Origin of the sequence: Pseudomonas sp. DD1, assembly GCF_044510355.1 — a bacterium.
Lineage (GTDB): Bacteria > Pseudomonadota > Gammaproteobacteria > Pseudomonadales > Pseudomonadaceae > Aquipseudomonas > Aquipseudomonas shahriarae.
Window position 1 is genome coordinate 74,167 of record NZ_MSAJ01000033.1, and the last position, 23,501, is coordinate 97,667.

The 23,501-nt window shown below is 63.1% G+C and carries 22 protein-coding genes; 10 read left to right on the plus strand and 12 right to left on the minus strand.

Features of this window, described 5'->3' with window-relative positions; all coding sequences use genetic code 11:
- Positions 1-61: 61 nt before the first annotated feature.
- Together PSFL_RS19460 and PSFL_RS19465 are read left to right on the plus strand one after the other, a co-directional pair.
- The gene (locus PSFL_RS19460) at positions 62-787 is read left to right on the plus strand and encodes a response regulator (RefSeq protein WP_057960425.1); all 726 of its coding nucleotides are present in this window, start codon (positions 62-64) and stop codon (positions 785-787) included.
- Positions 784-2,394, plus strand: a complete 1,611-nt coding sequence (locus tag PSFL_RS19465; RefSeq protein ID WP_057960424.1) for an ATP-binding protein — start codon at positions 784-786, stop codon at positions 2,392-2,394. The genes PSFL_RS19460 and PSFL_RS19465 overlap by 4 nt, the downstream gene beginning before the upstream one ends.
- Positions 2,395-2,412: 18 nt before the next feature.
- Here PSFL_RS19465 and PSFL_RS19470 read toward each other — a convergent pair whose 3' ends face one another.
- The gene (locus PSFL_RS19470) at positions 2,413-3,129 is read right to left on the minus strand and encodes a 4'-phosphopantetheinyl transferase (RefSeq protein ID WP_057439681.1); all 717 of its coding nucleotides are present in this window, start codon (positions 3,127-3,129) and stop codon (positions 2,413-2,415) included.
- A gap of 148 nt (positions 3,130-3,277) precedes the next feature.
- Between PSFL_RS19470 and PSFL_RS19475 the strand changes: the two genes are divergently transcribed.
- Both PSFL_RS19475 and PSFL_RS19480 read left to right on the plus strand, forming a co-directional pair.
- Positions 3,278-3,955 carry a response regulator transcription factor gene (locus tag PSFL_RS19475; protein WP_057960423.1) on the plus strand — a complete coding sequence of 226 codons (678 nt, stop codon included), beginning with the start codon at positions 3,278-3,280 and terminating at the stop codon, positions 3,953-3,955.
- Positions 3,952-5,298, plus strand: a complete 1,347-nt coding sequence (locus tag PSFL_RS19480) for an ATP-binding protein (protein ID WP_273866890.1) — start codon at positions 3,952-3,954, stop codon at positions 5,296-5,298. Before PSFL_RS19475 ends, PSFL_RS19480 begins: the two co-directional genes overlap by 4 nt.
- A gap of 118 nt (positions 5,299-5,416) precedes the next feature.
- On the opposite strand, the gene PSFL_RS19485 is transcribed toward PSFL_RS19480, so the two are convergent.
- The gene (locus tag PSFL_RS19485) at positions 5,417-6,415 is read right to left on the minus strand and encodes an AraC family transcriptional regulator (protein WP_397470390.1); all 999 of its coding nucleotides are present in this window, start codon (positions 6,413-6,415) and stop codon (positions 5,417-5,419) included.
- A 334-nt stretch (positions 6,416-6,749) separates the two neighbouring features.
- On the opposite strand from PSFL_RS19485, the gene PSFL_RS19490 reads away from it, so the two are divergent.
- Together PSFL_RS19490 and PSFL_RS19495 are read left to right on the plus strand one after the other, a co-directional pair.
- Positions 6,750-8,081, plus strand: a complete 1,332-nt coding sequence (locus PSFL_RS19490) for a dicarboxylate/amino acid:cation symporter (protein WP_057439678.1) — start codon at positions 6,750-6,752, stop codon at positions 8,079-8,081.
- A 151-nt stretch (positions 8,082-8,232) separates the two neighbouring features.
- Positions 8,233-9,414, plus strand: coding sequence for a CaiB/BaiF CoA transferase family protein (locus tag PSFL_RS19495; RefSeq protein ID WP_397470391.1), 1,182 nt, complete (start codon positions 8,233-8,235; stop codon positions 9,412-9,414).
- A gap of 944 nt (positions 9,415-10,358) precedes the next feature.
- Here PSFL_RS19495 and PSFL_RS19500 read toward each other — a convergent pair.
- On the minus strand, positions 10,359-10,853 hold the full coding sequence (locus PSFL_RS19500; RefSeq protein WP_057960419.1) for a SprT family zinc-dependent metalloprotease: 495 nt from the start codon (positions 10,851-10,853) through the stop codon (positions 10,359-10,361).
- A 128-nt stretch (positions 10,854-10,981) separates the two neighbouring features.
- The gene (locus tag PSFL_RS19505; RefSeq protein ID WP_057439628.1) at positions 10,982-11,584 is read right to left on the minus strand and encodes a Yip1 family protein; all 603 of its coding nucleotides are present in this window, start codon (positions 11,582-11,584) and stop codon (positions 10,982-10,984) included.
- A gap of 363 nt (positions 11,585-11,947) precedes the next feature.
- On the opposite strand from PSFL_RS19505, the gene ttcA reads away from it, so the two are divergent.
- On the plus strand, positions 11,948-12,772 hold the full coding sequence (gene ttcA / locus PSFL_RS19510; protein WP_057439627.1) for a tRNA 2-thiocytidine(32) synthetase TtcA: 825 nt from the start codon (positions 11,948-11,950) through the stop codon (positions 12,770-12,772).
- A 67-nt stretch (positions 12,773-12,839) separates the two neighbouring features.
- Positions 12,840-13,511 (plus strand): DNA-3-methyladenine glycosylase I, encoded by a 672-nt coding sequence (locus tag PSFL_RS19515; RefSeq protein WP_057439626.1) that lies wholly within the window; start codon positions 12,840-12,842, stop codon positions 13,509-13,511.
- 35 nt (positions 13,512-13,546) lie between these two features.
- Here the strand turns inward: PSFL_RS19515 and PSFL_RS19520 are convergent, their stop codons facing one another.
- From PSFL_RS19520 to arsC, 3 genes are read right to left on the minus strand one after another with little or no spacing between them, the layout of a single operon-like run.
- Positions 13,547-13,966 (minus strand): DUF2069 domain-containing protein, encoded by a 420-nt coding sequence (locus PSFL_RS19520; protein WP_057439625.1) that lies wholly within the window; start codon positions 13,964-13,966, stop codon positions 13,547-13,549.
- A complete protein-coding gene (gene wrbA / locus PSFL_RS19525; protein WP_397470392.1) occupies positions 13,950-14,564 on the minus strand; it encodes an NAD(P)H:quinone oxidoreductase in 615 nt (204 codons plus the stop codon). Before wrbA ends, PSFL_RS19520 begins: the two co-directional genes overlap by 17 nt.
- Entirely contained in the window at positions 14,561-14,914 is a 354-nt protein-coding gene (arsC, locus tag PSFL_RS19530; protein ID WP_397470393.1) for an arsenate reductase (glutaredoxin), read from the minus strand. The genes wrbA and arsC overlap by 4 nt, the downstream gene beginning before the upstream one ends.
- A 115-nt stretch (positions 14,915-15,029) precedes the next feature.
- Between arsC and PSFL_RS19535 the strand changes: the two genes are divergently transcribed.
- Positions 15,030-15,491, plus strand: a complete 462-nt coding sequence (locus PSFL_RS19535; protein WP_057439622.1) for a TlpA disulfide reductase family protein — start codon at positions 15,030-15,032, stop codon at positions 15,489-15,491.
- Positions 15,492-15,545: 54 nt separating this feature from the next.
- Here the strand turns inward: PSFL_RS19535 and PSFL_RS19540 are convergent, their stop codons facing one another.
- The 5 genes from PSFL_RS19540 to PSFL_RS19560 all read right to left on the minus strand — a co-directional run bounded on the left by PSFL_RS19540 (position 15,546) and on the right by PSFL_RS19560 (position 21,048).
- A complete protein-coding gene (locus PSFL_RS19540) occupies positions 15,546-15,950 on the minus strand; it encodes an META domain-containing protein (RefSeq protein WP_397470394.1) in 405 nt (134 codons plus the stop codon).
- Positions 15,947-16,387 carry a hypothetical protein gene (locus PSFL_RS19545; RefSeq protein WP_057439620.1) on the minus strand — a complete coding sequence of 147 codons (441 nt, stop codon included), beginning with the start codon at positions 16,385-16,387 and terminating at the stop codon, positions 15,947-15,949. The genes PSFL_RS19540 and PSFL_RS19545 overlap by 4 nt, the downstream gene beginning before the upstream one ends.
- Positions 16,388-16,458: 71 nt before the next feature.
- On the minus strand, positions 16,459-17,448 hold the full coding sequence (locus tag PSFL_RS19550; protein WP_115128759.1) for a 2-hydroxyacid dehydrogenase: 990 nt from the start codon (positions 17,446-17,448) through the stop codon (positions 16,459-16,461).
- A 111-nt stretch (positions 17,449-17,559) separates the two neighbouring features.
- Positions 17,560-20,313: a response regulator gene (locus PSFL_RS19555; RefSeq protein ID WP_057960410.1), complete on the minus strand. Its 2,754-nt coding sequence runs from the start codon at positions 20,311-20,313 to the stop codon at positions 17,560-17,562.
- Positions 20,314-20,532: 219 nt separating this feature from the next.
- Positions 20,533-21,048, minus strand: a complete 516-nt coding sequence (locus tag PSFL_RS19560) for a DUF2062 domain-containing protein (protein ID WP_057439617.1) — start codon at positions 21,046-21,048, stop codon at positions 20,533-20,535.
- Positions 21,049-21,184: 136 nt separating this feature from the next.
- On the opposite strand from PSFL_RS19560, the gene PSFL_RS19565 reads away from it, so the two are divergent.
- Positions 21,185-23,440: a DNA internalization-related competence protein ComEC/Rec2 gene (locus PSFL_RS19565; RefSeq protein WP_397470395.1), complete on the plus strand. Its 2,256-nt coding sequence runs from the start codon at positions 21,185-21,187 to the stop codon at positions 23,438-23,440.
- The last annotated feature ends 61 nt before the right edge of the window (positions 23,441-23,501 follow it).

A 23,501-nucleotide genomic window follows, 5' to 3' on the forward strand; every position in this document is an offset into this window, starting at 1 on the left:
CCGCTGCCACATTTGAACCTGCGCAGTCCTGACAGATCGCTTATAAAAACGAGGACCACCCGTGGAGCAAGAAGCCTGGCAGGTATTGATTGTCGAGGACGACCAGCGTCTGGCTGAGTTGACCCGTGACTACCTGGAAAGCCACGGCCTGCGGGTCTCGATAGAGGGCGACGGGGCCCAGGCGGTGGCGCGGATCATTGCCGAGCAGCCGGACCTGGTGATCCTCGACCTGATGCTGCCCGGCGAAGACGGCCTGAGCATCTGCCGCAAGGTGCGCGAGCGCTACGACGGGGTGATCCTGATGCTCACCGCGCGAACCGACGACATGGACCAGGTCCTGGGCCTGGACATGGGCGCCGACGACTATGTGTGCAAGCCGGTGCGCCCGCGCCTGCTGCTGGCGCGGATCCAGGCCTTGCTGCGGCGCAGCGAAAGCCCCGAGCCCGCCGTCCCGGAAAAGCAGCGGCGCCTGCAGTTCGGCCCGCTGGTAGTGGACAACGCCCTGCGCGAAGCCTGGCTGCACGACGGCGGCATCGAGCTGACCAGCGCCGAATTCGACCTGCTGTGGTTATTGGTGGCCAATGCCGGACGTATCCTGTCCCGCGAAGAAATCTTCACCGCCCTGCGCGGCATCGGCTACGACGGCCAGGACCGCTCCATTGACGTGCGCATCTCGCGGATCCGCCCGAAAATCGGCGACGACCCCATCCACCCGCGCCTGATCAAGACCATTCGCAGCAAAGGCTACCTGTTCGTCCCCGAAGCTGCTGCCGATATGCTGCCGTGAACTCGATCTTCCTGCGCATCTACGGCGGCATGTGCGCGGCGCTGATCCTGGTGGCGCTGCTCGGCGTCCTGGCCCTGCACCTGCTCAATGAGGTGCGCAGCGGCCAGTATCGCGAACGCCTGGCCCACGGCACCTTTGCCCTGATGGGCGATAACCTGCAACCGATGAGCAGTATCGAGCGCCAGCGCGCCCTGGCGGTGTGGGAGCGGTTGTTGGGGATTCCCTTGCAATTGCAGGCGGTGGCGGATGCCCGCCTGGACCTGAGCCAGCGCAATCGCCTGCAACGCGGCCAGGTCCTGGTGGAGCAGACCGGACCCCATGCGGCGCGGGTCTTGCGCCTGGTCAGTGAGAAAGAGGAACTGCTGCTCAGCGGCGAAGTGCAGCAGATCAGCGAGCAATTGGCCCGGGCCACCATTTATTTGCTGGCCGACGAACTGGTGCGGTTTCCGGTGGCCGAGCAGCCGCAACGCTTGGCTGACTTGAAAGAGGCCAAGGGCTTCGGCTTTGAGATGCACCTGCTGAAGCTGGACGAAGCCGACATGGACGAGGACCAGCGGCGTCGCGTGGCCGAAGGCGACACGGTGATGGCCCTGGGCAAGGGGGGCGACTCGATCCGCGTGTTTGCCGGCATGGTCGGCACGCCATGGGTCCTGGAAATCGGCCCGCTGTACCAGATGAACCCTTATCCGGCGCAATGGCTGGTGCTGATTGCCCTGATCGGCCTGACCCTGATCGGCCTGATCGTGTACTTGCTGGTGCGCCAACTGGAGCGCCGCCTGCGTGGCTTGGAAGCGGCCGCCACGCGCATCGCCAAAGGCAACCTGGAAGCCCGGGTGCCGGCGCGCGGGGCCGACTCGGTAGGGCGTCTGGCGGCGGCCTTCAATGGCATGGCCGAGCACTTGCAGCGCCTGCTGGCGATCCAGCGCGAACTGGTGCGCGCGGTGTCCCATGAACTGCGTACGCCGGTGGCGCGCCTGCGTTTTGGCCTGGAGATGATCGGCGACGCCGCCACGCCCGAAGCCCGGCGTAAATATATGGAAGGCATGGACAGCGATATCCAGGACCTCGACGGCCTGGTGGATGAGATGCTGACCTATGCGCGCCTGGAGCAGGGCTCGCCGGCCCTGAGTTTCCAGCGGGTCGACCTGAGTGCCTTGCTCGATCAGGTGATCGAGGAACTGGCGCCGCTGCGGCCGGGGATCGAAGTGGCGCGGGGGGTGTGCCTGTCATCGGCCCATCTGGACGCTGCCTGGGTCGATGCCGAGCCGCGCTACCTGCACCGCGCCCTGCAAAACCTGGTGAGCAATGCCATGCGCCATGCCCAGTCGCGGGTACTGATCAGCTACCAGGTGGGCCAGGTGCGATGCCGTATCGACGTCGAAGACGATGGCCCGGGAGTTCCGGAAAGTGCCTGGGAACGGATCTTTACCCCATTCCTGCGCCTGGATGACAGCCGCACCCGCGCCTCGGGCGGGCATGGCCTGGGCTTGTCGATTGTGCGGCGGATTATCTACTGGCACGGCGGGCGGGCGTTGATCAGCAAGAGCAACAACCTGGGGGGCGCCTGCTTCAGCCTGAGTTGGCCTCGGGACCAGGACAAAACTTGAGCCTGCGGTAGCTATCTATCAGGCGCCGATAGCCACCAAACTCAACAACTGCCCCTCGTGCACCACAAACTGCGCCTCCAGCTCCTTGCCATAACACCACTCACTGGACAGGTCCGTCAGCAACCGCAGGCGCAGCGAGCCCGCTTCAGACCACTCCAGCACCTCGGCATGCTCAAAATAGAAGCGCTTCTGTACGATCGGGTAGAGCGCCTTGAACAGGCTCTCCTTGGCCGAAAACGTCAGCGTCACCCATTGCGCAATCTGCTCTCGTGGCCCGGCGGCCATGCGTTGCAGTTCATCCGGGGTGAGGATTTCCCCGGCCAGGCGCTCGGCCCGTTCAAGGGACAGCAGGTTTTCCAGGTCCATGCCCAGCCCGCGCCATTGCGACTTATGCCCGACGATGGCCGCGGCATGCCCGGTGCTGTGGGTGATCGAACCGCTGATATGGCCTGGCCATACCGGGGCGCGGTCCTCGCCGATGGCGGGGATGCAGTCCAGGCCTTCGAGCTGTTGCAAGGCGGCGCGGGCACACAGTCTGCCGGCGAGAAACTCGGCCTGGCGCTTGGCCACCGAGCGCTGGATACTGGCCGGTGGCGGCACAGCGCAGCGCTGGAAGTCGCCGGCCTCAAGCAGTTTAGGCTCGAAGCGGGTGCTCAGGAACACCGTGCCGGGCAACGTGTCGGGCAGCGGCCAATGGTCATCAAGTGGGGTGCAGCAGGCGGGTATCGGGTTCATGCCGGCTATTCTGCACGGGGCGGCACATACCTGGGTAGCCCGCCGGTTCAGACTGTGTTCAGTTCAACGGCCGTAAACTGCGCAAGCATACCTTCAGGGCCGCTATCATGTTGCCCTGCAGGACAGTGGATTGGCCTTGGAGAGTGTTATGAAATTGCTGGTTGTCGAAGATGAGGCGTTGTTGCGCCATCACCTGTTGACCCGTCTTGGCGACAGCGGCCACGTGGTCGAAGCCGTGGCTAACGCCGAAGAAGCGCTGTACCAGACTGGGCAATTCAATCATGACCTGGCGATCATCGACCTGGGCCTGCCAGGCATGGGCGGCCTGGACCTGATCCGTCAACTGCGGGCCCAGGCCAAGACCTTCCCGATCCTGATCCTCACGGCACGCGGCAACTGGCAGGACAAGGTCGAAGGCCTGGCCGCCGGGGCTGACGACTATGTGGTCAAGCCGTTCCAGTTCGAGGAGCTGGAAGCGCGGATGAACGCACTGCTGCGCCGCTCCAGCGGTTTTACCCAATCGACCATCGTCGCCGGCCCGTTGCTGCTGGACCTCAACCGCAAGCAGGCGTCCCTCGACGAGCAGCCCCTGGCGCTGACGGCCTATGAGTACCGGATCCTCGAATACCTGATGCGCCACCACCAACAAGTGGTGGCCAAGGATCGGTTGATGGAACAGCTCTATCCCGATGACGACGAGCGCGATCCGAATGTGATCGAAGTGCTGGTCGGCCGCCTGCGTCGCAAGCTCGAGGCCCCGGCCGGGTTCAAGCCCATCGACACCGTGCGCGGCCTGGGCTACCTGTTTAACGAGCGCTGCCGTTGATCCGTTCGCTCCGTGTGCGCCTGATGCTGGCGGCCACCACCCTGGCCGTGTTGTTCATGCTGGGGCTGTTGCCGGCGATGCAGGGCGCGTTCAGCCTGGCGTTGCAGGATTCCATCGAGCAGCGGCTGGCGTCGGATGTGACCACGCTGATTTCTGCCGCGCGGGTCGATAACAACCGCTTGCTGATGCCGGCACAGTTGCCCGATGAGCGCTTCAACCTGACCGATAGTCGCCTGCTGGGCTACATCTATGACCGCGAAGGCCATCTGGTCTGGCGTTCGCGGGCCACCAGGGAAGAAAACATCAACTACCGCCCGCGCTACGACGGGCGCGGTAACGAGTTTGCGAAGATTCGCGAGGCCAACGGCCAGGAATTCTTCGTGTATGACGTCGAGGTCAAGCTGCTGGGGGGCAAGAGCGCGGCGTTCAGTATCGTCGCCCTGCAACCGGTGCGCGAATACCAGGTGACCCTTGAAGGGTTGCGGGAAAACCTCTACCTGGGCTTCGGCGCCGCCTTGCTGGTGTTGTTGAGCCTGTTGTGGATCGGCCTGACCTGGGGCTTGCAAGCCTTGCGCCGGCTCAGCCAGGAGTTGGATGAAATCGAAGGCGGCACCCGCGAAAGCCTCAGCGAGCAACACCCACGGGAGCTGCTGCGCCTGACCGGTTCCCTCAACCGCCTGCTGCACAGCGAGCGCGAGCAGCGCACCCGTTACCGCGACTCCCTGGATGACCTGGCCCACAGCCTGAAAACCCCGCTGGCGGTATTGCAGGGCGTGAGTGAAGACATGGCCCAGCGCCCCCAGGACCTTGAGCAGGCGCGGGTGCTGCAGTCGCAGATCGAGCGCATGAGCCAACAGATCAGCTACCAGTTACAGCGTGCCAGCCTGCGCAAAAGCGGCCTGGTGCGTCACCAGGTGCGCCTGCGCCCCGTGCTGCAGAGCCTGTGCGACACCCTGGACAAGGTCTACCGCGACAAGCGGGTGCTGGTGTCTTTTGCGTTGCCGGAGCAATGCGATGTGCCCATCGAGCAGGGCGCTTTGCTGGAATTGCTCGGCAACCTGCTGGAAAACGCCTATCGCCTGTGCCTGAGCGAGGTGCGCGTGACCCTGGATGAAAGTGCCGATGGCGTGCGCTTGTGCATCGAAGACGATGGCCCCGGCGTGCCACCCGACCAGCGCGCACGGATCCTGCAGCGCGGCGAACGCCTGGATCGCCAGCATCCAGGGCAGGGGATCGGGTTGGCAGTGGTCAAGGACATTATTGAAAGCTATGGCGCGCGGTTGACCTTGGGGGACTCGCCTTTAGGGGGGGCGGCGTTCAGGATTCATTTTCCGGCGCTGTGACCTTTATTGATTCGCCGGCCCCATCGCAGGCAAGCCAGCTCCCGCATTTAACTGTGTTCACACATCAAAATGTAGGAGCTGGCTTGCCTGCGATGACGCCCGACCAAACACTGCATCTTCAACTCTCCTGCGCCCGATAAGCCCCCGGCGTCACCCCCGTCCACTTCTTGAACGCCCGATGAAACGCCGACGGCTCGGAAAACCCCAGTTGCTCGGCAATTTCCTGCAACGACAAATCCGCCCGCCCCAGATGAAAAATCGCAATATCGCGGCGCAATTCATCCTTGAGTGCCTGGAAACTGGTGCCTTCCTCCCGTAAATGCCGGCGCAGGGTCTGCGGGCTGATGTGCAGGTGCTGCGCCACGGCTTCCAGGTCTGGCCAGGGTGTGCGGTCGCGGCTTAGCAGGCGACGTAGCTGGCTGCTCAGGCTGTCGCCTTCGTCTGGCCGGGACAGCAGGTCGGCGGGGGAGCGTTCGAGGAAGTGCTTGAGGGTGCGCTCATCCTGCAACAGCGGCAGGTTCAGGTAGCGAGTGGGGAACACCAGGCTGCTGCTGGCCGCGCTGAACACCAGGGGGCAAGGGAACAGCAGGTCGTATTCGCTGGCATGGGCCGGCATCGGGTAGCTGAAGGTCGCTTGCTCGAGGCGGATACGCTGGCCAATCAGCCAACTGCCGAGGCGATGCCAGATCACCAGCAGGGACTCGCTCAAAAAGTGATCCGGATCCCACAGGTGCGAGTCATCCAGGCTCAGGCGTGCCATATCGCCTTCACGGCTCAACCGCCAGCGCGGCCCCTGGGGGAACAGGCTGTAGAACAACAATCCGCGCTCCAGCGCCTTCTCCAGGGTGCGGCAATGAATCAATGCGTGGCACATCATGGCGAAAGTCCCGCGCTTGCTCGGTCCATCGGCAAAGCCCAGGTACTCGTCATCCAGCGCCTGCCACAACCGCTGCAACAGCTGCGTGAATTGCTCTGGCGCGATGCGCGCGCGGGGTTCTGCCAGCAGTTCCGGGGCAATCCCCAACTGCTGCAACAGGCTCGAGTAATCGTAGCCGGCCCGGCGCGCGCCGCCCAGGGCAGCGCGGGCGTAATGACTGGCGATGGTGCGTTCGCGCATGCAGGGGCCTCGTCCATTGAGTGGCCGATGGTAGCCATCGCGCCTGGGGCGGACAAGGCGGATATCCGCCAAATTGTAGGACGAGATTGGAATGATGGGCGGATATCCGCCACCTGACTCAACCAAGAATGCTGCCGGTGCACAGCCGACAGGCCCATGGTATGTGGGCTCCAGGGCTTTTGCGGAAAGTGGCACGCCGTTTGCGATAAGGAATACAGACCTGCCAGCCAGCAGCTCGCCAAAACAAATCCCTCCAGTGCAGGAGGGTTCGCAATTCAAGTGTCGTGGGCAATGGCGGATATTTGCCCCACGGGACTCTTGAGGAAACTTTGCAATGACGACTCGTCAGCCGTTCTACAAAACCCTGTATTTCCAGGTAATCGTTGCCATCGTTATCGGTATCCTGCTCGGTCACTTCTACCCGCAGACCGGTGTGGCCCTCAAGCCATTGGGTGACGGCTTTATCAAGCTGATCAAAATGGTCATCGCCCCGATCATCTTCTGTACCGTTGTCAGCGGCATCGCCGGCATGCAGAGCATGAAGTCGGTGGGCAAGACCGGCGGCTACGCGCTGCTGTACTTCGAAATCGTCTCCACCATCGCCCTGCTGATCGGCCTGGTGGTGGTCAACGTGGTGCAGCCAGGCGCTGGCATGCACATCGACGTTGCGACCCTGGACGCTTCGAAAGTCGCAGCCTACGTCACTGCCGGTAAAGACCAGAGCATCGTCGGCTTTATCCTCAACGTGATCCCCAACACCATCGTCGGCGCCTTCGCCAACGGCGATATCCTGCAAGTGCTGATGTTCTCGGTGATCTTCGGTTTCGCCCTGCATCGCCTGGGTGCCTACGGCAAGCCAGTGCTGGACTTCATTGATCGCTTCGCCCACGTGATGTTCAACATCATCAACATGATCATGAAGCTCGCGCCGATCGGTGCTCTGGGCGCCATGGCGTTCACCATCGGTGCCTACGGTGTTGGCTCGCTGGTGCAACTGGGCCAGTTGATGATCTGCTTCTACATCACCTGCATCCTGTTCGTGCTGGTAGTCCTGGGTGGCATCTGCCGCGCCCACGGCTTCAGCGTCCTGAAGCTGGTGCGCTACATCCGTGAAGAGCTGCTGATCGTACTCGGGACTTCCTCCTCCGAGTCCGCACTGCCACGCATGCTGATCAAGATGGAACGCCTGGGTGCGAAGAAGTCGGTGGTGGGCCTGGTTATCCCGACTGGCTACTCCTTCAACCTCGACGGTACTTCGATCTACCTGACCATGGCTGCCGTGTTCATCGCCCAGGCGACTGACACCCACATGGACATCACCCACCAGATCACCCTGCTGCTGGTGCTGCTGCTGTCCTCCAAAGGCGCTGCTGGCGTGACCGGTAGTGGTTTCATCGTACTGGCCGCAACCCTGTCGGCGGTTGGCCACTTGCCGGTTGCCGGTCTGGCGCTGATCCTCGGTATCGACCGCTTCATGTCCGAAGCCCGTGCCCTGACCAACCTGGTCGGTAACGCCGTAGCGACCATCGTTGTGGCCAAGTGGGTCAAGGAACTGGACACCGACAAGCTGCAAAGCGAGCTGGCTTCCGGCGGTACCGGTATCTCCGAAACCCGCGAACTGGATGACCTGGGCGTGGCCGAAGGCCCGGCACCAGCGCTTAAGTAAACGCTGACGCAGCACTGAAAAACCCATCTTCGGATGGGTTTTTTTATGGGCGCACGAGCACAACGGTCACTGCCGATGATGCTTACGGTGATTGCCGCTGCCGCGCAAGGTTGCCTACTCTGTGTTCCATCGAATCGGAATCGGAGCTCCCATGTCAGGCCCCTTGGCGTCCCTCAAAGTGCTGGATTTCTCGACCTTGCTGCCGGGGCCTTTTGCTTCGCTGCTGTTGGCAGACATGGGCGCCGAGGTGCTGCGCATCGAATCCCCCACGCGCATGGACCTGCTGCGGGTGTTGCCGCCCCACGACCGTGGCGTGTCGGCCAGCCATGCCTACCTCAACCGCAACAAGCGCAGCCTGGCCCTGGACCTCAAGCAGCCCGAGGCGCTGGATATCGTGCGGCAACTGGTGGCGGAGTACGACATGGTGCTGGAACAGTTCCGCCCAGGGGTCATGGAGCGCCTGGGGTTGGGGTATGAAGCGTTGAAGGCGATCAACCCGAAGCTGATCTATGTGTCCATCACCGGCTATGGCCAGACCGGCCCCTACAAGGACCGCGCCGGGCATGACATCAATTACCTGGCCTTGTCCGGCGTCGCCAGCTACACCGGGCGCCAGGACAGTGGCCCAGTGCCCCTGGGCGTGCAATTGGCGGATGTGGGCGGCGGCTCGTTGCATGCCGTGGTCGGCCTGCTCGCGGCGGTGATTGCGCGTCAGCACAGTGGGCTGGGGCAGTACCTGGATGTGAGCATGACCGACTGCGCCTTCAGCCTCAACGCCATGGCCGGCGCGGCCTACCTGGCGTGTGGCGTGGAGCCTGGGCGCGAAGACCAGGTGCTCAATGGCGGCAGCTTCTACGATTACTACCGCTCGCGGGACGGGCGCTGGCTGTCGGTGGGTAGCCTGGAGCCGGGGTTTATGCAGCAATTGTGTACTGCGCTGGGGCGCCCGGAGCTGGCGGCCCAGGGCTTGTCGCCCAAGCCCGAACAGCAAAAGGCCCTCAAGCAGGCGCTGCAAGTGGAGTTTGAGCGGCACAGCTTCGAGGAGCTGTGTGCGTTGTTTGCCGGGGTCGATGCTTGCGTCGAGCCGGTGCTCAGTCTGGGCGAAGCCCTGCAGCACCCGCAGTTGCAGGCCCGCGAGCTGGTGAGCCAGGTGCCCCGCGGGGATGGCTCGTTCCAGGCGCAGATGGCCTGCCCGCTGAAGTTTTCCGAAGGGGTGCCGGAGCCGAGGCATATCGGTGCTGCGGTGGGGGCGCACAGTGATCAGGTGCTGGGGGAGTTGGGTTTCAGTACTCAGCGGATAGCCGAGCTGCGGGGGGCCAAGGTGGTGGGGTAGTGGCTGTTCGGGCCCCATCGCGGGCTTGCCCGCGATGGGCATGGGTATCTACACAACTCTTTTATCTAGTGCTTATTGGGTTTGTGTACATATCCGTTGCTGCGGTCACGGCGGCTTAGGGTTCCGCCCTTACGGCGGGTCACTTTTGGAAAAGAGCCCCAAAAGTAACCAAAAGGGCTCTTGCCCCACCACTCGGTGCCTCGCCTAGGCTCGGCATGCCCGCAGTCAGGCATTGCTCCGTGGGCCCGCCGCGATCGGCCATCCCTGGCCGTGTCGCGGCTACCCCGGCATCCATGCCGGGGTGCCCACTGCGCAATACCTGCCTGCGGCCATCGTGGTTTAACGGGGCGCCTGAGATCAAAAGCCAGATCAAAAGCAGAGCAACAGCAGAGCAACAGCAACAGCAACAGCAAAGCCAGAGCGCGAAGCTGCCTTCCCCCCTGTGGGAGCTGGCTTGCCTGCGATGACGGTGTATCAGTCGATAAATATATTGGCTGATACACCGTCATCGCAGGCAAGCCAGCTCCCACAGGTGTATGCGCACGCCTCGACGATCAGGTCGGCTGTCAGGCCGCCTCGCTTTGCTTGTGATTTTGATCTTAGGCGCCCCGTTAAACCACGCTGGCCGTCATCCGATTTTGATTTGGGGGGTAAACCGGCAGGACGCCGGTTTAGCCGCGCTGGGCCATGGATGGCCCATCGCGGCGGCCCCCCAAATCAATGTCGGATGACGGGCACACCGAGCCTAGGCGAGGTGCCGAGTGGTGGGGCAAGAGCCCTTTTGGTTACTTTTGGGGCTCTTTTCCAAAAGTGACCCGCCGTAAGGGCGGAACCAATAGCCGCCGTTACCGCAGCAACGGATATGCACACAACCCCAAGAACCACGAAAGAGTTGCGTAGATACCTATGCCGCGATGGGGCCAGTGACCCCCCCAAAAAAAACCTCACTCCACCCGAGTCTCCCCGGTAAACACCAACGTCCCCCGACACTTGCGGCACAAATACCGCCGCCCCTGATTCACCAACCCATGGCGCTGGGCCGAGAACGGGAAGTCGCTGTCGGCACACGGGCACCGATAGATATAGCGGGTCACCCGCCGACGCTGAATCTCATAGGTATGGCAGCGATCGGGCGGCAGTTCGTAGACCCCGCGCATGATCAACTGCCATTCCTCGCCATGGGGCTGGATGCGCTCGCCGAACAATTGGTGGGCGATCAGGTGCGCCACTTCGTGGGCCACCGTCTGTTTGAGGAAATGTTGGCTGTTTTCCCGGTACAACTGGGGATTGAAGCGCAGCAGGTTCTCGTGCAAATGCGCGACACCGGCTTTCTGCCCACGCAGCTTGAGGCTGACCTGGGGGCGTTTGAAGCTTCGTTTGAAAAAGGATTCGGCTTGCAGGAAACAATCTTCGACGCGGGTATTGAGTTGCTCGGGCATGCTGTACATATCTCCAGAGATGTCCAGTATGCCGCATCCAGGGGTGTTTCCGAATCGGTCAGGCGCCGAATGGTCATGCATAACGCAAAAGCCACCTTGCGGTGGCTGTTCCTGCGCTGAAAAGACGGCTAGTTGGTGTAGATAGGACCGACGCCCAGGCCCCAGACAATCACGGTAAACGCCATGATCGCCACCAGGACCACCAGGCCTACCGCCAGCACCGAGCTGGAAAACAGGAAGCCTTCATCGGGGTCGATGCTCATGAAGGTCGGCAGCCCCACATAGAGCAGGTACACCGTGTAGCAGATGGCGGCCGTACCGACGACCATGCCCAGCCACATATGCGGATACAGCGCTGCCAGCCCGCCGATAAACAGGGGCGTGGCGGTATAGGTAGCGAACGCCACGCAGCGCGCCATGCTGGGGTTGGCGTCATAGGTGCGCGCCATCCAATGGATGAAGGCGCCCATTACCGCAACGCCGCCGAGCATCGCCAGGTAGGACATGATGGTCATCCACAGCGCACTTTCCTGGGTCAGCATGACCGGGGAGCGATTGCCGATGACCCAGCCGACCTGGGTGGTGCCGATAAAGGCTGATACGGCGGGGATCGCCGCGAGAATCAGCGTATGGGTGAGGTACATGTGGCCGATGCTTTCTTCTTTATCGCCACGAATTTCCCGCCATTCCTGGTCGGGATGGGTGAAAAGCCCCACGACGTGATGGATCATGCCAGTCACTCCTGTCGTTATTGCCATCGCCCCCCAAGCGGAGCGCCCGCCGGCCAAGTGGCCTGAAAGGTCTGGATATGTGTGCGACCTTATGTCGCAGTATAGGAAGTCATGACCGGAAAAAGTGTGGTGCTTTAGAGCAAATTGCGCTGTAAACACTGGGCTTAATCGCGCCTGGGTCTGTGACGTGGAATGCAGCCCCCTGTGGGAGCTGGCTTGCCTGCGATGGCGGTGGGTCAGCCATGCATTTGTCGACTGACCTACCGCCATCGGGCGCAAGCCCCTCCCACATTGGAACTCGGTCGTTCATATCGTTAAAATACTCGGCTTTTCGTCCCACACCTTTTCGCGGATCCAAGCGCCATGGGCACCCTTACCGTCAATCAGAACAAACTGCAAAAACGCCTGCGGCGCCTGGCCGGTGAGGCTGTCGCTGACTTCAACATGATCGAAGAGGGCGACAAGGTCATGGTCTGCCTGTCCGGCGGCAAAGACAGCTACACCATGCTGGACGTGCTGCTGCACCTGCAAAAGGTCGCGCCGATCAAATTCGACATAGTGGCGGTCAACATGGACCAGAAGCAGCCCGGGTTCCCCGAGGACGTGCTGCCGGCCTACCTCAAGACCCTGGGCATCGAGTACCACATCGTCGAGAAAGACACCTATTCGGTGGTCAAGGAGCTGATTCCGGAAGGCAAGACCACCTGCTCGCTGTGTTCGCGCCTGCGCCGTGGCACGCTGTACACCTTTGCCGATGAAATCGGTGCGACCAAGATGGCCCTGGGTCATCACCGCGATGACATCGTCGAGACCTTCTTCCTCAATATGTTCTTCAACGGCTCCCTCAAGGCCATGCCGCCCAAGCTGCGCGCCGACGACGGGCGCAACGTGGTGATCCGCCCGCTGGCGTATTGCAACGAGAAGGACATCCAGGCCTACTCCGATTTCAAGCAATTCCCGATCATCCCCTGCAACCTCTGCGGCTCCCAGGAGAACCTGCAGCGCCAGGTGGTCAAGGACATGCTCCAGGAGTGGGAGCGCAAGACGCCGGGGCGTACCGAAAGCATCTTCCGCAGCCTGCAGAACGTGATCCCCTCGCAGTTGGCCGACCGCAACCTGTTTGACTTCACCAGCCTGCGCATCGACGAAACCGCGGCTTCGCGCTTCGTCAACATTGTGAACCTCTGAGCCTTTTCCAGGCTCTGACAGACGGCGCTGATGGGCGCCGTTTTCATTTCAACCCGTAGGAGAGGGCATGCGCGATTACAAATGGCTGCACGAATACTGTCTGAACCGTTTTGGTTCGGCAGCTGAGCTGGAAGCCCACCTGCCCGCGCCCAAGACCCCGGCGCAACTGCGCCAGATCAGCGACGACCGCTACCTGTCGACCCTGTCGCTGCGGGTGTTCCGCGCCGGGCTCAAGCACAGTGTGGTGGACGCCAAATGGCCGGCGTTCGAGCAGGTGTTCTTTGGCTTCGATCCCGAGAAAGTCGTGCTGATGGGCGCCGAGCACCTTGAGCGCCTGATGCAGGACACGCGGATCATCCGCCACCTGGGCAAGCTCAAGAGCGTGCCGCGCAACGCGCAGATGATTCTCGACGTCGAGCAGGAAAAGGGCAGCTTCGCGGCATTGATCGCCGACTGGCCGGTGACCGACATCGTCGGCTTGTGGAAATACCTGAGCAAGCACGGCCACCAGTTGGGCGGGCTGTCGGCACCGCGCTTCTTGCGCATGGTCGGCAAGGACACGTTTGTACCGAGTTATGACGTGGTTGCGGCATTGAATGCGCAGGAGATTGTCGACAAGGCCCCCACCAGCCTGCGGGACCTGGCGACGGTGCAGGCGGCGTTCAACCAGTGGCATGCCGAGAGCGGGCGGCCGATGTGCCAGTTGTCGATGATGCTGGCGTTTACCGTCAACCATTGAGACCGCGATGGGGCCTGATCGGCCCCACATAATCCTCAGGCTGGCTGACCTTCCCCCGCCAACCGCCGATTCAGCTGGAACCGCCAGCGCACATACAGCAGCGCCGTGCAGAACACCGCCAGGCTTGCCAGCATCTCCAGCACGCCAAACCACTGGCGGTTCGGGTCATAGGCCGCCAGGGCGCCTTTGATGAAATACAGGTTCACCACAAAGCACATCCACGAATGCCCGCGCGCACTGCCCATCAGCATGCCCGGCGCGAGGATCAGCAACGGCACCAGTTCGATCAGCAGGATGACCCAGGGCCGTGCGCCATGCAGGTCGGCGATCAGCAGGTAATACACGCAGAGCAACCCCACCAGGCCGAAAAACGCCAGCAGGCTCAAGGCCCGTGCCACTTTGACCCGGGGCTCCAGCCAGGCCTGGGCCGGCAGGACTTTAGGCTTCTTGGCCACGGCCACTCTCCAGTTTCGCCGCAGTCTTCGCCAGGCGCAGGCCCAGGGCACGGCACAGGGCGATTTCATGGGGGTCCAGGGCACGTTTGCCATCGGCGCCGGAATGGTGGCTGGCGCCGTAGGGCGTACCGCCGCCCTGGGTGTCGAGCAGGGCCTGTTCGCTGTAGGGCAGGCCGGTGATCAGCATGCCGTGGTGCAGCAACGGCAGCAGCATCGACATCAAGGTGGTTTCCTGGCCGCCGTGCAGGCTGGCGGTCGAGGTGAAGACCCCGGCCGGCTTGCCGACGAGGGCGCCGGTCAGCCACAGGTTGCTGGTGCCGTCGAGAAAGTACTTCAAGGGGGCGGCCATGTTGCCAAAGCGCGTCGGGCTGCCCAGGGCCAGGCCCGAACAGTTCTTCAGGTCGTCGAGGCTGGCATACAGCGCGCCTTCGGCCGGGATGCTCGGGGCGACGGCTTCGCACTCGCTGGAGATCGCCGGCACGGTGCGCAGGCGCGCTTCCAGGCCGCCTTGCTCGATGCCTCGGGCAATCTGCCGGGCCATTTCACTGACCGAGCCGTTGCGGCTGTAATACAGCACCAGGATGTAGGGCGGGCTCACGGCAGAAGCTCCAGGATGTTTTCCGGCGGCCGGCCAATCACGGCCTTGTCGGCAGTGGCCAGGATCGGCCGTTCCATCAGCTTGGGATGGGCGGCGATGGCGGCAATCAATTGCGCCTCGCTGAGACTGGCGTCGGCCAGGTTGAGGGTCTTGTATTCGTCTTCGCCGGTGCGCAGCAATTGCCGGGCGCTGATCCCCAGCTTGCCGAGCAGGGTTTCAAGCTGCGTGGTGTCCAGCGGGGTTTCCAGGTAGCGCACCACGTTCGGCGTGAGGCCACGGGCCTGCAGCAGTTCGAGCGCACCGCGGGATTTCGAGCAGCGCGGGTTGTGATAAAGCGTCAGATCGGTCATGTGCGGGTCGCATCTTGCGTAAGGTGGCGGGTATTCTACCTGCGCTGCGGCGTGTCCTTAAACCGTAAGAGGCGATCGGCCGCAGCCCACGTTCATTTTTGCTAAGGATTACCCCATGACACGGCGACTGATAGGCGCACTGGCAGTTATCACCACACTCCTGCTCAGCGGCTGCGGCAATGATTATGGCGTTGACCAATACGGCCAGAAAGTCGCGTCCGAGCGCGTCGACAAACAATGGTTGGTGATCAATTACTGGGCCGAATGGTGTGGCCCGTGCCGCATCGAAATCCCCGAGCTCAACGCCCTGGCCGAGCAGCTCAAGGGCCAGCCGGTAAGCGTGTTCGGCGTCAACTTCGATAATGTGCAGGGCGAAGAGCTCAAGAGCGCCAGCGAGAAGCTGGGCATCAAGTTCACGGTACTGGCACAGAACCCCGAGGCGATTTTTGATATCCCGCGCAGCGAAGCGTTGCCGGTGACCTACATCATTGATGACAAGGGCAAGGTGCGGGCGCAGATGTTGGGCGAGCAGACGGCGGCGGGGGTATTGGCCAAGCTCAAGGAACTGCGCGGCTAAACGGTTGCTTGCTGGCGATTGCGGTATGCCCGGCACACCGCAATCGTCAACGGATCAGCCTTCTTCCAGCCACAAACGCAGTGGCTTGCCCTCGGCAGGCCAGAAACGGGTCTGCTCGATGGGCGAGATGTCCCAGCGCTGCACGGTTTCCAGGGCCTTGAAGAAGCGCTGTTCCTGCTCCATCAGGGCTTCGGCACACAGCTTGCGGGTGCTGCCGATCTTGCCGAAGCTGATTTTGTCACCCTCTAGGCTGTACGGCGCGAACCAGTGGTTGCAGCCGCCATTGCCATAGGCCCGGCCATCGGCACCGAGGGTCACGGTCAGGTGGGCGTAATCCATCAGGGGCCGTTCGCCGATCCACTCCACGATGTAGCTGTGATCCTGCTTGAGCTTGACCTCGTCGCTGGCGCAGCCGGCAAGGCCTGCGCCCAGCACTGCGATCATCAGCAGGCTCTTCATGGCGCGGCCTGCTGGCATTTCGGGCAACGGTGCTTGTCGCCGACGGTGGCCCAGCCCAACTCGGCAATGCGTGCAGTGGCGGCCGGTTGCAACGGTTCCTTGGTCAACTTGGTTTCCACCGCGAACTCAAACTCCAGCACGGCGTCGCAGCTGTCGCAATTGACCTTCCAGGTGTGAATCTCCAGCTCGCCGAACTTCGGCCCTTGCGCCATGGCAACCCATTGCCCGGCCGGGCGGATGGAGTAGCGCGCATCGCCTTCGACGGTCAGGCGCATCGACAGGGTCTTGCTGCCGCGCAAAGTGACGATCAGCACGTCGCCATGCTTGATCGAGCCACCATTGCCGGTGACTTGATAACGACCGGGCACCAGGGCGCGGCATTCGATCAGGGTGTGTTGTGGGCTCAGCAAACTGAAGCGGAAATCGTGTTCGGCCATGGATCCTCCAAATAGGCGCGGCATCCTATCACGCTCGCCTGTTCACCATGCGCGCGGTAGATGACCGTTGATCATCCCTGTACCAGGTTTTGCGCCTGGCCGTTGGCCCAGGCCTGGATATTGGCCAGGGTGGTCCCGGCAATCGCCGCCAGGGCCTCGCGTGTGAGGAATGCCTGGTGCGCGGTAATGATCACGTTGGGGAAGGTCAGCAGGCGTGCCAGCACATCGTCCTGCAAGGGCAGGTCGGAGCGGTCTTCAAAAAACAGCTGGGCTTCTTCCTCGTACACATCCAGGCCCAGGTAGCCCAGCTGTCCATCCTTGAGCGCTTCGATCAATGCAGGGGTGTCCACCAGGCCGCCGCGCCCGGTGTTGATCAGCATCGCTCCCGGCTGCATATGGGCCAGGGATTGCGCATTGATCAGGTGCTTGCTGTCGGCGGTCAGCGGACAGTGCAGGCTGATGATCTGTGCCTCGGCCAACAACTGGGGCAGGCTGACATAGCGCGCGCCAAGGGCTTCGACCTGCGGATTGGGGTAGGGATCGTATGCCAGCAAGCTGCAGCCAAAGCCGGCCATGATCTTGGCAAAGGTCGCGCCGATCTGCCCGGTCCCCACCACACCCACGGTCTTGCCCACCAGGTCGAAGCCGGTCAGGCCGTGCAGGCTGAAGTCGCCGTCGCGGGTACGGTTGTAGGCGCGGTGCAGGCGGCGGTTGAGGGCCAGCACCAGGGCCACGGCATGTTCGGCCACTGCATGGGGCGAGTACGCGGGCACCCGCACGATGGTCAGGCCCAGGCGCTTGGCGGCGGCCAGGTCCACATGGTTGTAGCCGGCCGAGCGCAGGGCAATCAGTTGTGTGCCGCCGGCCGCGAGGTGTTCGAGCACCGGGGCGCTGAGGTCGTCGTTGATAAAGGCACAGACCACTTCGTGCTTATCGGCCAGGGCCACGGTGTCGAGGTTCAGGCGTGCCGGTTGGAACTGCAACTCCATGCCCGCGGGCAAGGGTTCGGCGAGAAAGCTGTCGCGGTCGTAGGTCTGGCTGCTGAAGAGGATGATGCGCATCAAGGGGCTCCCTGCAAAATAGCGTGTGGTGACACAAAACCTGTGGGTGCCGGCTTACCGGCGCCCACAGGAGATGTTGCCCGTCATGGGCGTTGGGCGTGTTGCTCTGCATCAGGCGTTGACCCGGGCCTCGCTGGCAAGGCGGGCGATGGCCATGTCCAGTTCATCCAGGGCAGCCATGGCCTTGGCGTCATCCTGCTTGAGCAAGGTTTCGGCGCGTTGGCAGGCTGCGCGCAATTGCGGCACGCCGCAGTAGCGGGTGGCGCCGTGCAGGCGGTGGACCCGTTCGATCAGGGCATTGTTGTCGTTGGCTTCGCGGGCGACGCAGACGGCCTCACGGTCAGCTTCCAGGGACGCCAGCAACATGGCCAGCATATCGGCGGCCAAGTCCGCCTTGCCGGCCGCCAGGCGCAAGCCCTCCTCATGGTCGAGTACCGGCAGTTGCGCGGCGGGGCCGTGGCCTTCGACTGCGCGTTCCGGGCCTTGATTGCGCAAGGCCAGGCCGGTCCATTTCAGCACCACCTGGGCCAGTTGCCGCTCGCTGATGGGCTTGGTCAGGTAGTCATCCATGCCGCTTTGCAGCAGGGCGCGTTTTTCATTGGCCATGGCGTGGGCCGTCAGGGCGACGATAGGCAGTGGCGTGCCATGGCGCTCGCTTTCCCACTGACGAATCGCCTCGGTGCTCTGGCGCCCGTCCATGCCGGGCATCTGCACGTCCATGAGTACCAGGTCGAAGGCTTCTTTCTTCACCGCTTCGATGGCGCTATAGCCGCTTTCCACGGCCTGGACCTTGGCGCCCATGTCTTCGAGCAGGGTCTGTACCAGCAGCAGGTTGGCCGGGTTGTCGTCGACACACAGCACCCGTGGCGCACGGCTGGACAACGGCTCGCCCGGTTCACTGCGCAAGGGGCGCGGGCTGATCAGGTCGGACAGCGCCCGGCGCAATTTACGGGTGCAGGCCGGCTTGGCCTGCAACTGGCTATTGGGGTTGGGCACCGACAGGTTGAACAGCATCTGCTCGGTGGTCGGGCACAGCACCAGCACTTTGCAGCCCAGGTGCTCAAGGTCCCACAGGTGTTGGTTGAGGCGCTCCGGCGGAATATCGTTGGCGGTGATGCCCAGTACCGCGAGGTCGATGGCCTGCTCGGTCTGGTGTGCGCTGGTGATGCCGTTGGTCAGGTTCTCCAGGCTGTTGAACGGCGTGACCTCCAGGCCGCAGTCTTCCAACTGGTGTTGCAGGGCCTGGCGCGCCAGTTCGTGGTTCTCCAGCACCGCCACACGCCGGCCCAACAGCGGTGGGGCGGGCAAGTCTTCGATATCGTCGCGGGTTTTTGGCAGGTTGAGGCTGATCCAGAACTCCGAACCCTCGCCTGGCGTGCTGTCGACGCCGATTTCGCCGCCCATCTGCTCGATCAGGCGCTTGGAAATCACCAGCCCCAACCCGGTGCCACCGGGCTGACGGGACAAGGAGTTATCCGCCTGGCTGAAGGCCTGGAACAGGGCGCGCACATCCTGGTTCGACAGGCCGATGCCGGTGTCCTGCACGCTGATGCGCAGTTGCACGCTGTCTTCCTGCTCGTCTTCGAGCATGGCCCGGGCGACGATGGTGCCTTCGCGGGTGAATTTGATGGCGTTGCTGACCAGGTTGGTGAGGATCTGCTTGAGACGCAGCGGGTCGCCCACCAGGGACAGCGGAGTATCGCGGTAGACCAGGCTCACCAGCTCCAGCTGTTTGGCATGGGCGGCCGGGGCGAGGATGGTCAGGGTGTCTTGCAACAGGTCGCGCAGGTTGAACGGGATACTGTCGAGCACCAGCTTGCCGGCTTCGATTTTCGAGAAGTCGAGAATCTCGTTGATGATGCCCAGCAGGTTGTCGGCGGATTTTTCAATGGTGCCCAGGTAATCCAACTGACGGGGCGACAGCTCGCTTTTCTGCAACAGGTGGGTGAAACCGAGGATGCCATTGAGCGGTGTGCGGATTTCATGGCTCATATTGGCCAGGAACTCCGACTTGATGCGGCTGGCCTCCAGGGCCTCCTTGCGGGCCAGGTCCAGCTCGATGTTCTGGATCTCGATGGTTTCCAGGTTCTGGCGCACGTCTTCGGTGGCCTGGTCGATGCTGTGTTGCAGTTCTTCCTGGGCGTTTTGCAGGGTTTCGGCCATGCGGTTGATGCCGGACGCCAACTGATCCAGCTCTTGGCTGCCCAGGGGCGGCAAACGGGTTTCCAGGTTGCCGTCCTTGAGCTGCGCCACCGCTTGTTTGATCTGGCCGATAGGCGAGTTGATCGTGCGGCTGATGCGCAGGGCCAGGGCCGCCGTGCAGATCAGGCCGATGGCAATCAACAGCAGGCTGGCGAACAGGCTGCGATAGCCGCGCAGCAGCATGCCGTTGTGGGACAGTTCCAGTTCGACCCAGCCCAGCAGGCGATCGGCTTCGTCGGGAATCAGCTCGCCGGCGAGGTTGCGATGGCGGCCGAACACCGGCAGCAGGTAGCGGGTGGCGTCATTGCCGGTGCGTTGCAGCAGGTGTGAGCTGTTGCCGATGGGCGGCTGGTTGAGCATGGTCGGGCCAGCATGGGCCAGCGCCGAGCGGTCGGGCGCCAGGAAAGACACGGCCCGCACGTCGACTTGCTCCAGGGACTGGGTGGCGATGCGCTCCAGCAGGTCGGTGTTCTTGTTACCCAGTGCCGGTGCCACCAGCGGCGCCAGCTGTTCGGCGATCATCTCGCCGCGATTGAGCAGTTGGGTTTGCAGCTCCGAGAGCTGCATCCAAGTGAAATATCCGCCCAGGAGCAATGCCATCAGGCTGGTAGGCAACAAGGTCAGCAACAGTACGCGGCCTTTTATCCCCATTCTTCTTAGCACGCCACTCTCCTGCTACCACACTGATGTCGAGATTCTACGCAGGCATCCGGCCTGCGCTACCTGCGCAGTGTAGCCATATGAGGGGCTTGGAATCTTGCAAAAGATGCTTGAGGGGGATGATGGCGGGCTTATTGAACCCATATCCGTTGCTGCGGTGCTCACCGGGACACCGCGGGTTGTCAGGCAGACAAACCAGCTCACAACAGGGGCGTTCGCCGACTACCGATTACGTTGCTGCCGTTTTTTCCACTGGTGCCCCACCCACCACCGCCAATACACCATGGTCATGCAGTACGCCAGCGCGCCCAATACCAGGCCCAGCACCACCGAGCCCAGGAGGAACGGTTGCCACATGGTCGACAGTTGCCCGCTGATCCATTCCCAGGTCAGTTCATCGGGCAGGGTGCGGGCGGGGATGTTCATCAGCCAGGTGCCGGTCATATAGGTGCAGAAGAACACCACGGGCATGGTAATCGGGTTGGTCAGCCACACCAGGCTCACGGCAATGGGCATATTGCCGCGCACGGAAATGGCGAGGAAGGCCGCCAGCAGCATCTGCAAGGGTATGGGGATGAAGGCGGCAAACAGGCCGACAGCCATGGCCCGGGCAACTGAATGCCGATTGAGGTGCCAGAGGTTGGGATCATGGAGCAGCGTGCCGAGAAAGCGTAAGGACTTGTGTTCCCGAATGCTGGTCGGATCGGGCATGTACCGTTTGAATAAGTGCCGTGGCATAAGGGGTCCAGATCAGTTCGAGGGTCAAGTATGCCCGTATTCTACGAACGGGAAATTCAGACTTTGTGACAAAAAATCATAGTTCGCCCTGAACCACTCGGCTAACACTCAATGGGTCACTCTCAAGGAATGATCCATGCGTACAGGGATGTTTGCGCTGGCGTTGGGGCTGCTGGCGTTGCGCCTGCTGCCCGTCTTGCCGCCGGTCGGTTGGTTGCTGGTGTTGCCGGTGGTGGCGTTGATGCTACTGCCGTTTCGTACTTATCCGCTGGCGTTTTTCCTGTTGGGCCTGGCGTGGGCCTGTTTCAGCGCGCAACGGGCGCTTGACGACCGGCTCATCCCCGCGCTGGACGGCCAGACCCGCTGGCTGGAAGGGCGCGTCAGCGGGCTGCCGCAGCAGAGTGGTGGGGTGGTGCGCTTCGAACTGAGCGACAGCCGGTCACGCCAGGACCGGCTGCCCCAGCGCATCCGTGTGAGCTGGCAGGGCGGCCCGCCCGTGCGCAGTGGTGAGCGCTGGCGTTTGGCCGTGACCCTCAAGCGACCCTCCGGCCTGTTGAATTTCCAGGGCTTCGATCAAGAGGCCTGGCTGTTGGCCCAGCGTGTGGGGGCGACGGGGTCGGTCAAGGATGGCCAGCGCCTGGCGCCGGCCCGACATGCCTGGCGCGATGGGGTCCGCCAGCAGCTATTGGCGGTAGACGCCCGGGGGCGTGAAGCCGGGCTGGCCGCACTGGTGCTGGGCGATGGCTCCGGCTTGGCCGCCGAGGATTGGCGCATTTTGCAGGACACCGGCACCGTGCATCTATTGGTCATTTCCGGCCAGCATATCGGCCTGTTGTCGGGGTTGATCTATGCCTGGGTGGCCGGGCTGGCCCGCTACGGCTGCTGGCCCAGGCGTTTGCCCTGGCTGCCTTGGGCCTGCGGTCTGGCATTTGCCGCAGCGCTGGCCTACGGCTTGCTCGCCGGCTTTGCCGTGCCAGTGCAGCGGGCCTGTGTGATGGTGGGGCTGGTGTTGCTGTGGCGCCTGCGGTTTCGCCACCTGGGGATCTGGTGGCCACTGCTGCTGGCCCTGAATGCGGTGCTGCTCCTCGAACCCCTGGCCAGCCTGCAACCGGGTTTCTGGCTGTCATTTGCCGCCGTGGCCGTGTTGCTGCTGGCCTTCAGCGGCCGCCTGGGGCCCTGGCGGGCGTGGCAGGCCTGGACCCGTGCCCAATGGCTGATCGCGATTGGGCTGTTTCCGCTGCTACTGATCCTCGGTTTGCCGATCAGCTTGAGTGCGCCGCTGGCCAATCTGTTTGCGGTGCCGTGGATCAGCCTGCTGGTGTTGCCGCTGGCGCTGGCGGGCACGCTGTTGCTAGCGGTGCCATGGCTGGGCAGTGGCCTGTTGTGGCTGGCGGGGGGCGCGCTGGATTGGCTGTTCAAGGCCCTGGCCTGGCTGGCCGGGCACGTGCCAGCCTGGATGCCGGCCGAGGTGCCTGTGGGCTACTGGTTGCTCAGTCTGCTGGGCGCGGTGCTGTTATTGATGCCCAAGGGCATTCCCTTTCGCCTGCTGGGTTGGCCCCTGTTGCTGCTGGCGGTGTTCCCGCCCCGTGAGTCGATCCCGTTGGGCCAGGTGGCGGTGGAGCAACTGGATGTCGGCCAGGGCTTGTCGATCGTGTTGCGCACCCGCAACCACGTGCTGTTGTATGACGCCGGGCCACGGGTGGGGGATTACGATCTTGGCGAGCGCGTGGTATTGCCGGCGCTGCGCAAGCTGGGGGTTGGCCAGGTGGACTTGATGCTGCTCAGCCATGCCGACGCCGATCATGCCGGTGGCGCGGCGGCGGTGGCCCGTGGGTTACCCGTCCTGCGCGTGGTGGGCGGGGAAACCCAGGGGTTGCCTGCGTTCCTCGGCACCCAGGCCTGTGTCAGCGGTGAGCAGTGGGAGTGGGACGGCGTGGTGTTCCAGCTGTGGCAATGGGCAGATGCCCGCAACGGCAACGCGAAGTCGTGCGTGCTGCAGGTCCAGGCCAATGGCGAGCGGTTGCTGCTGACCGGCGATATCGACCGCGAGGCCGAGCGGGCCTTGCTGGCCACGCCGCTGGCGGTCGCCACGGATTGGCTGCAAGTGCCCCATCATGGCAGTCGCAGTTCCTCGTCCTGGCCGTTTGTCCAGCAACTGGCCCCCAAGGCGGTGCTGATCTCCCGTGGGCGAGGCAATGGTTTCGGTCATCCGCACCCGCAAGTGGTGGCGCGTTACCAGCATTTACGCAGCACCCTTTATGACAGCGCCGAACAGGGCGCCGTGCGTCTGCGCCTGGGGGCTTTCGAGGCGCCGGTCATGGCACGCAGCCAGCGCCGTTTCTGGCGCGCGCCTGTCATCGACAGTTACCAAAGGCCGGTGCCTGCGACATGATGGCTGTCGGCCGGCAGGCCCTTCCTCGCCAGCCTATATGCTAAAGTGGCGCACTTTTTCG

Coding starts and splice junctions, on each gene's coding strand:
- PSFL_RS19470 (WP_057439681.1), bottom strand. CDS start 3,129: ATGAACCCGATACCCGCCTGCTGCACCCCACTTGATGACCATTGGCCG.
- PSFL_RS19475 (WP_057960423.1), top strand. CDS start 3,278: ATGAAATTGCTGGTTGTCGAAGATGAGGCGTTGTTGCGCCATCACCTG.
- PSFL_RS19485 (WP_397470390.1), bottom strand. CDS start 6,415: ATGCGCGAACGCACCATCGCCAGTCATTACGCCCGCGCTGCCCTGGGC.
- PSFL_RS19490 (WP_057439678.1), top strand. CDS start 6,750: ATGACGACTCGTCAGCCGTTCTACAAAACCCTGTATTTCCAGGTAATC.
- PSFL_RS19495 (WP_397470391.1), top strand. CDS start 8,233: ATGTCAGGCCCCTTGGCGTCCCTCAAAGTGCTGGATTTCTCGACCTTG.
- PSFL_RS19500 (WP_057960419.1), bottom strand. CDS start 10,853: ATGCCCGAGCAACTCAATACCCGCGTCGAAGATTGTTTCCTGCAAGCC.
- PSFL_RS19505 (WP_057439628.1), bottom strand. CDS start 11,584: ATGATCCATCACGTCGTGGGGCTTTTCACCCATCCCGACCAGGAATGG.
- ttcA (WP_057439627.1), top strand. CDS start 11,948: ATGGGCACCCTTACCGTCAATCAGAACAAACTGCAAAAACGCCTGCGG.
- PSFL_RS19515 (WP_057439626.1), top strand. CDS start 12,840: ATGCGCGATTACAAATGGCTGCACGAATACTGTCTGAACCGTTTTGGT.
- arsC (WP_397470393.1), bottom strand. CDS start 14,914: ATGACCGATCTGACGCTTTATCACAACCCGCGCTGCTCGAAATCCCGC.
- PSFL_RS19535 (WP_057439622.1), top strand. CDS start 15,030: ATGACACGGCGACTGATAGGCGCACTGGCAGTTATCACCACACTCCTG.
- PSFL_RS19540 (WP_397470394.1), bottom strand. CDS start 15,950: ATGAAGAGCCTGCTGATGATCGCAGTGCTGGGCGCAGGCCTTGCCGGC.
- PSFL_RS19545 (WP_057439620.1), bottom strand. CDS start 16,387: ATGGCCGAACACGATTTCCGCTTCAGTTTGCTGAGCCCACAACACACC.
- PSFL_RS19550 (WP_115128759.1), bottom strand. CDS start 17,448: ATGCGCATCATCCTCTTCAGCAGCCAGACCTACGACCGCGACAGCTTT.
- PSFL_RS19560 (WP_057439617.1), bottom strand. CDS start 21,048: ATGCCACGGCACTTATTCAAACGGTACATGCCCGATCCGACCAGCATT.
- PSFL_RS19565 (WP_397470395.1), top strand. CDS start 21,185: ATGCGTACAGGGATGTTTGCGCTGGCGTTGGGGCTGCTGGCGTTGCGC.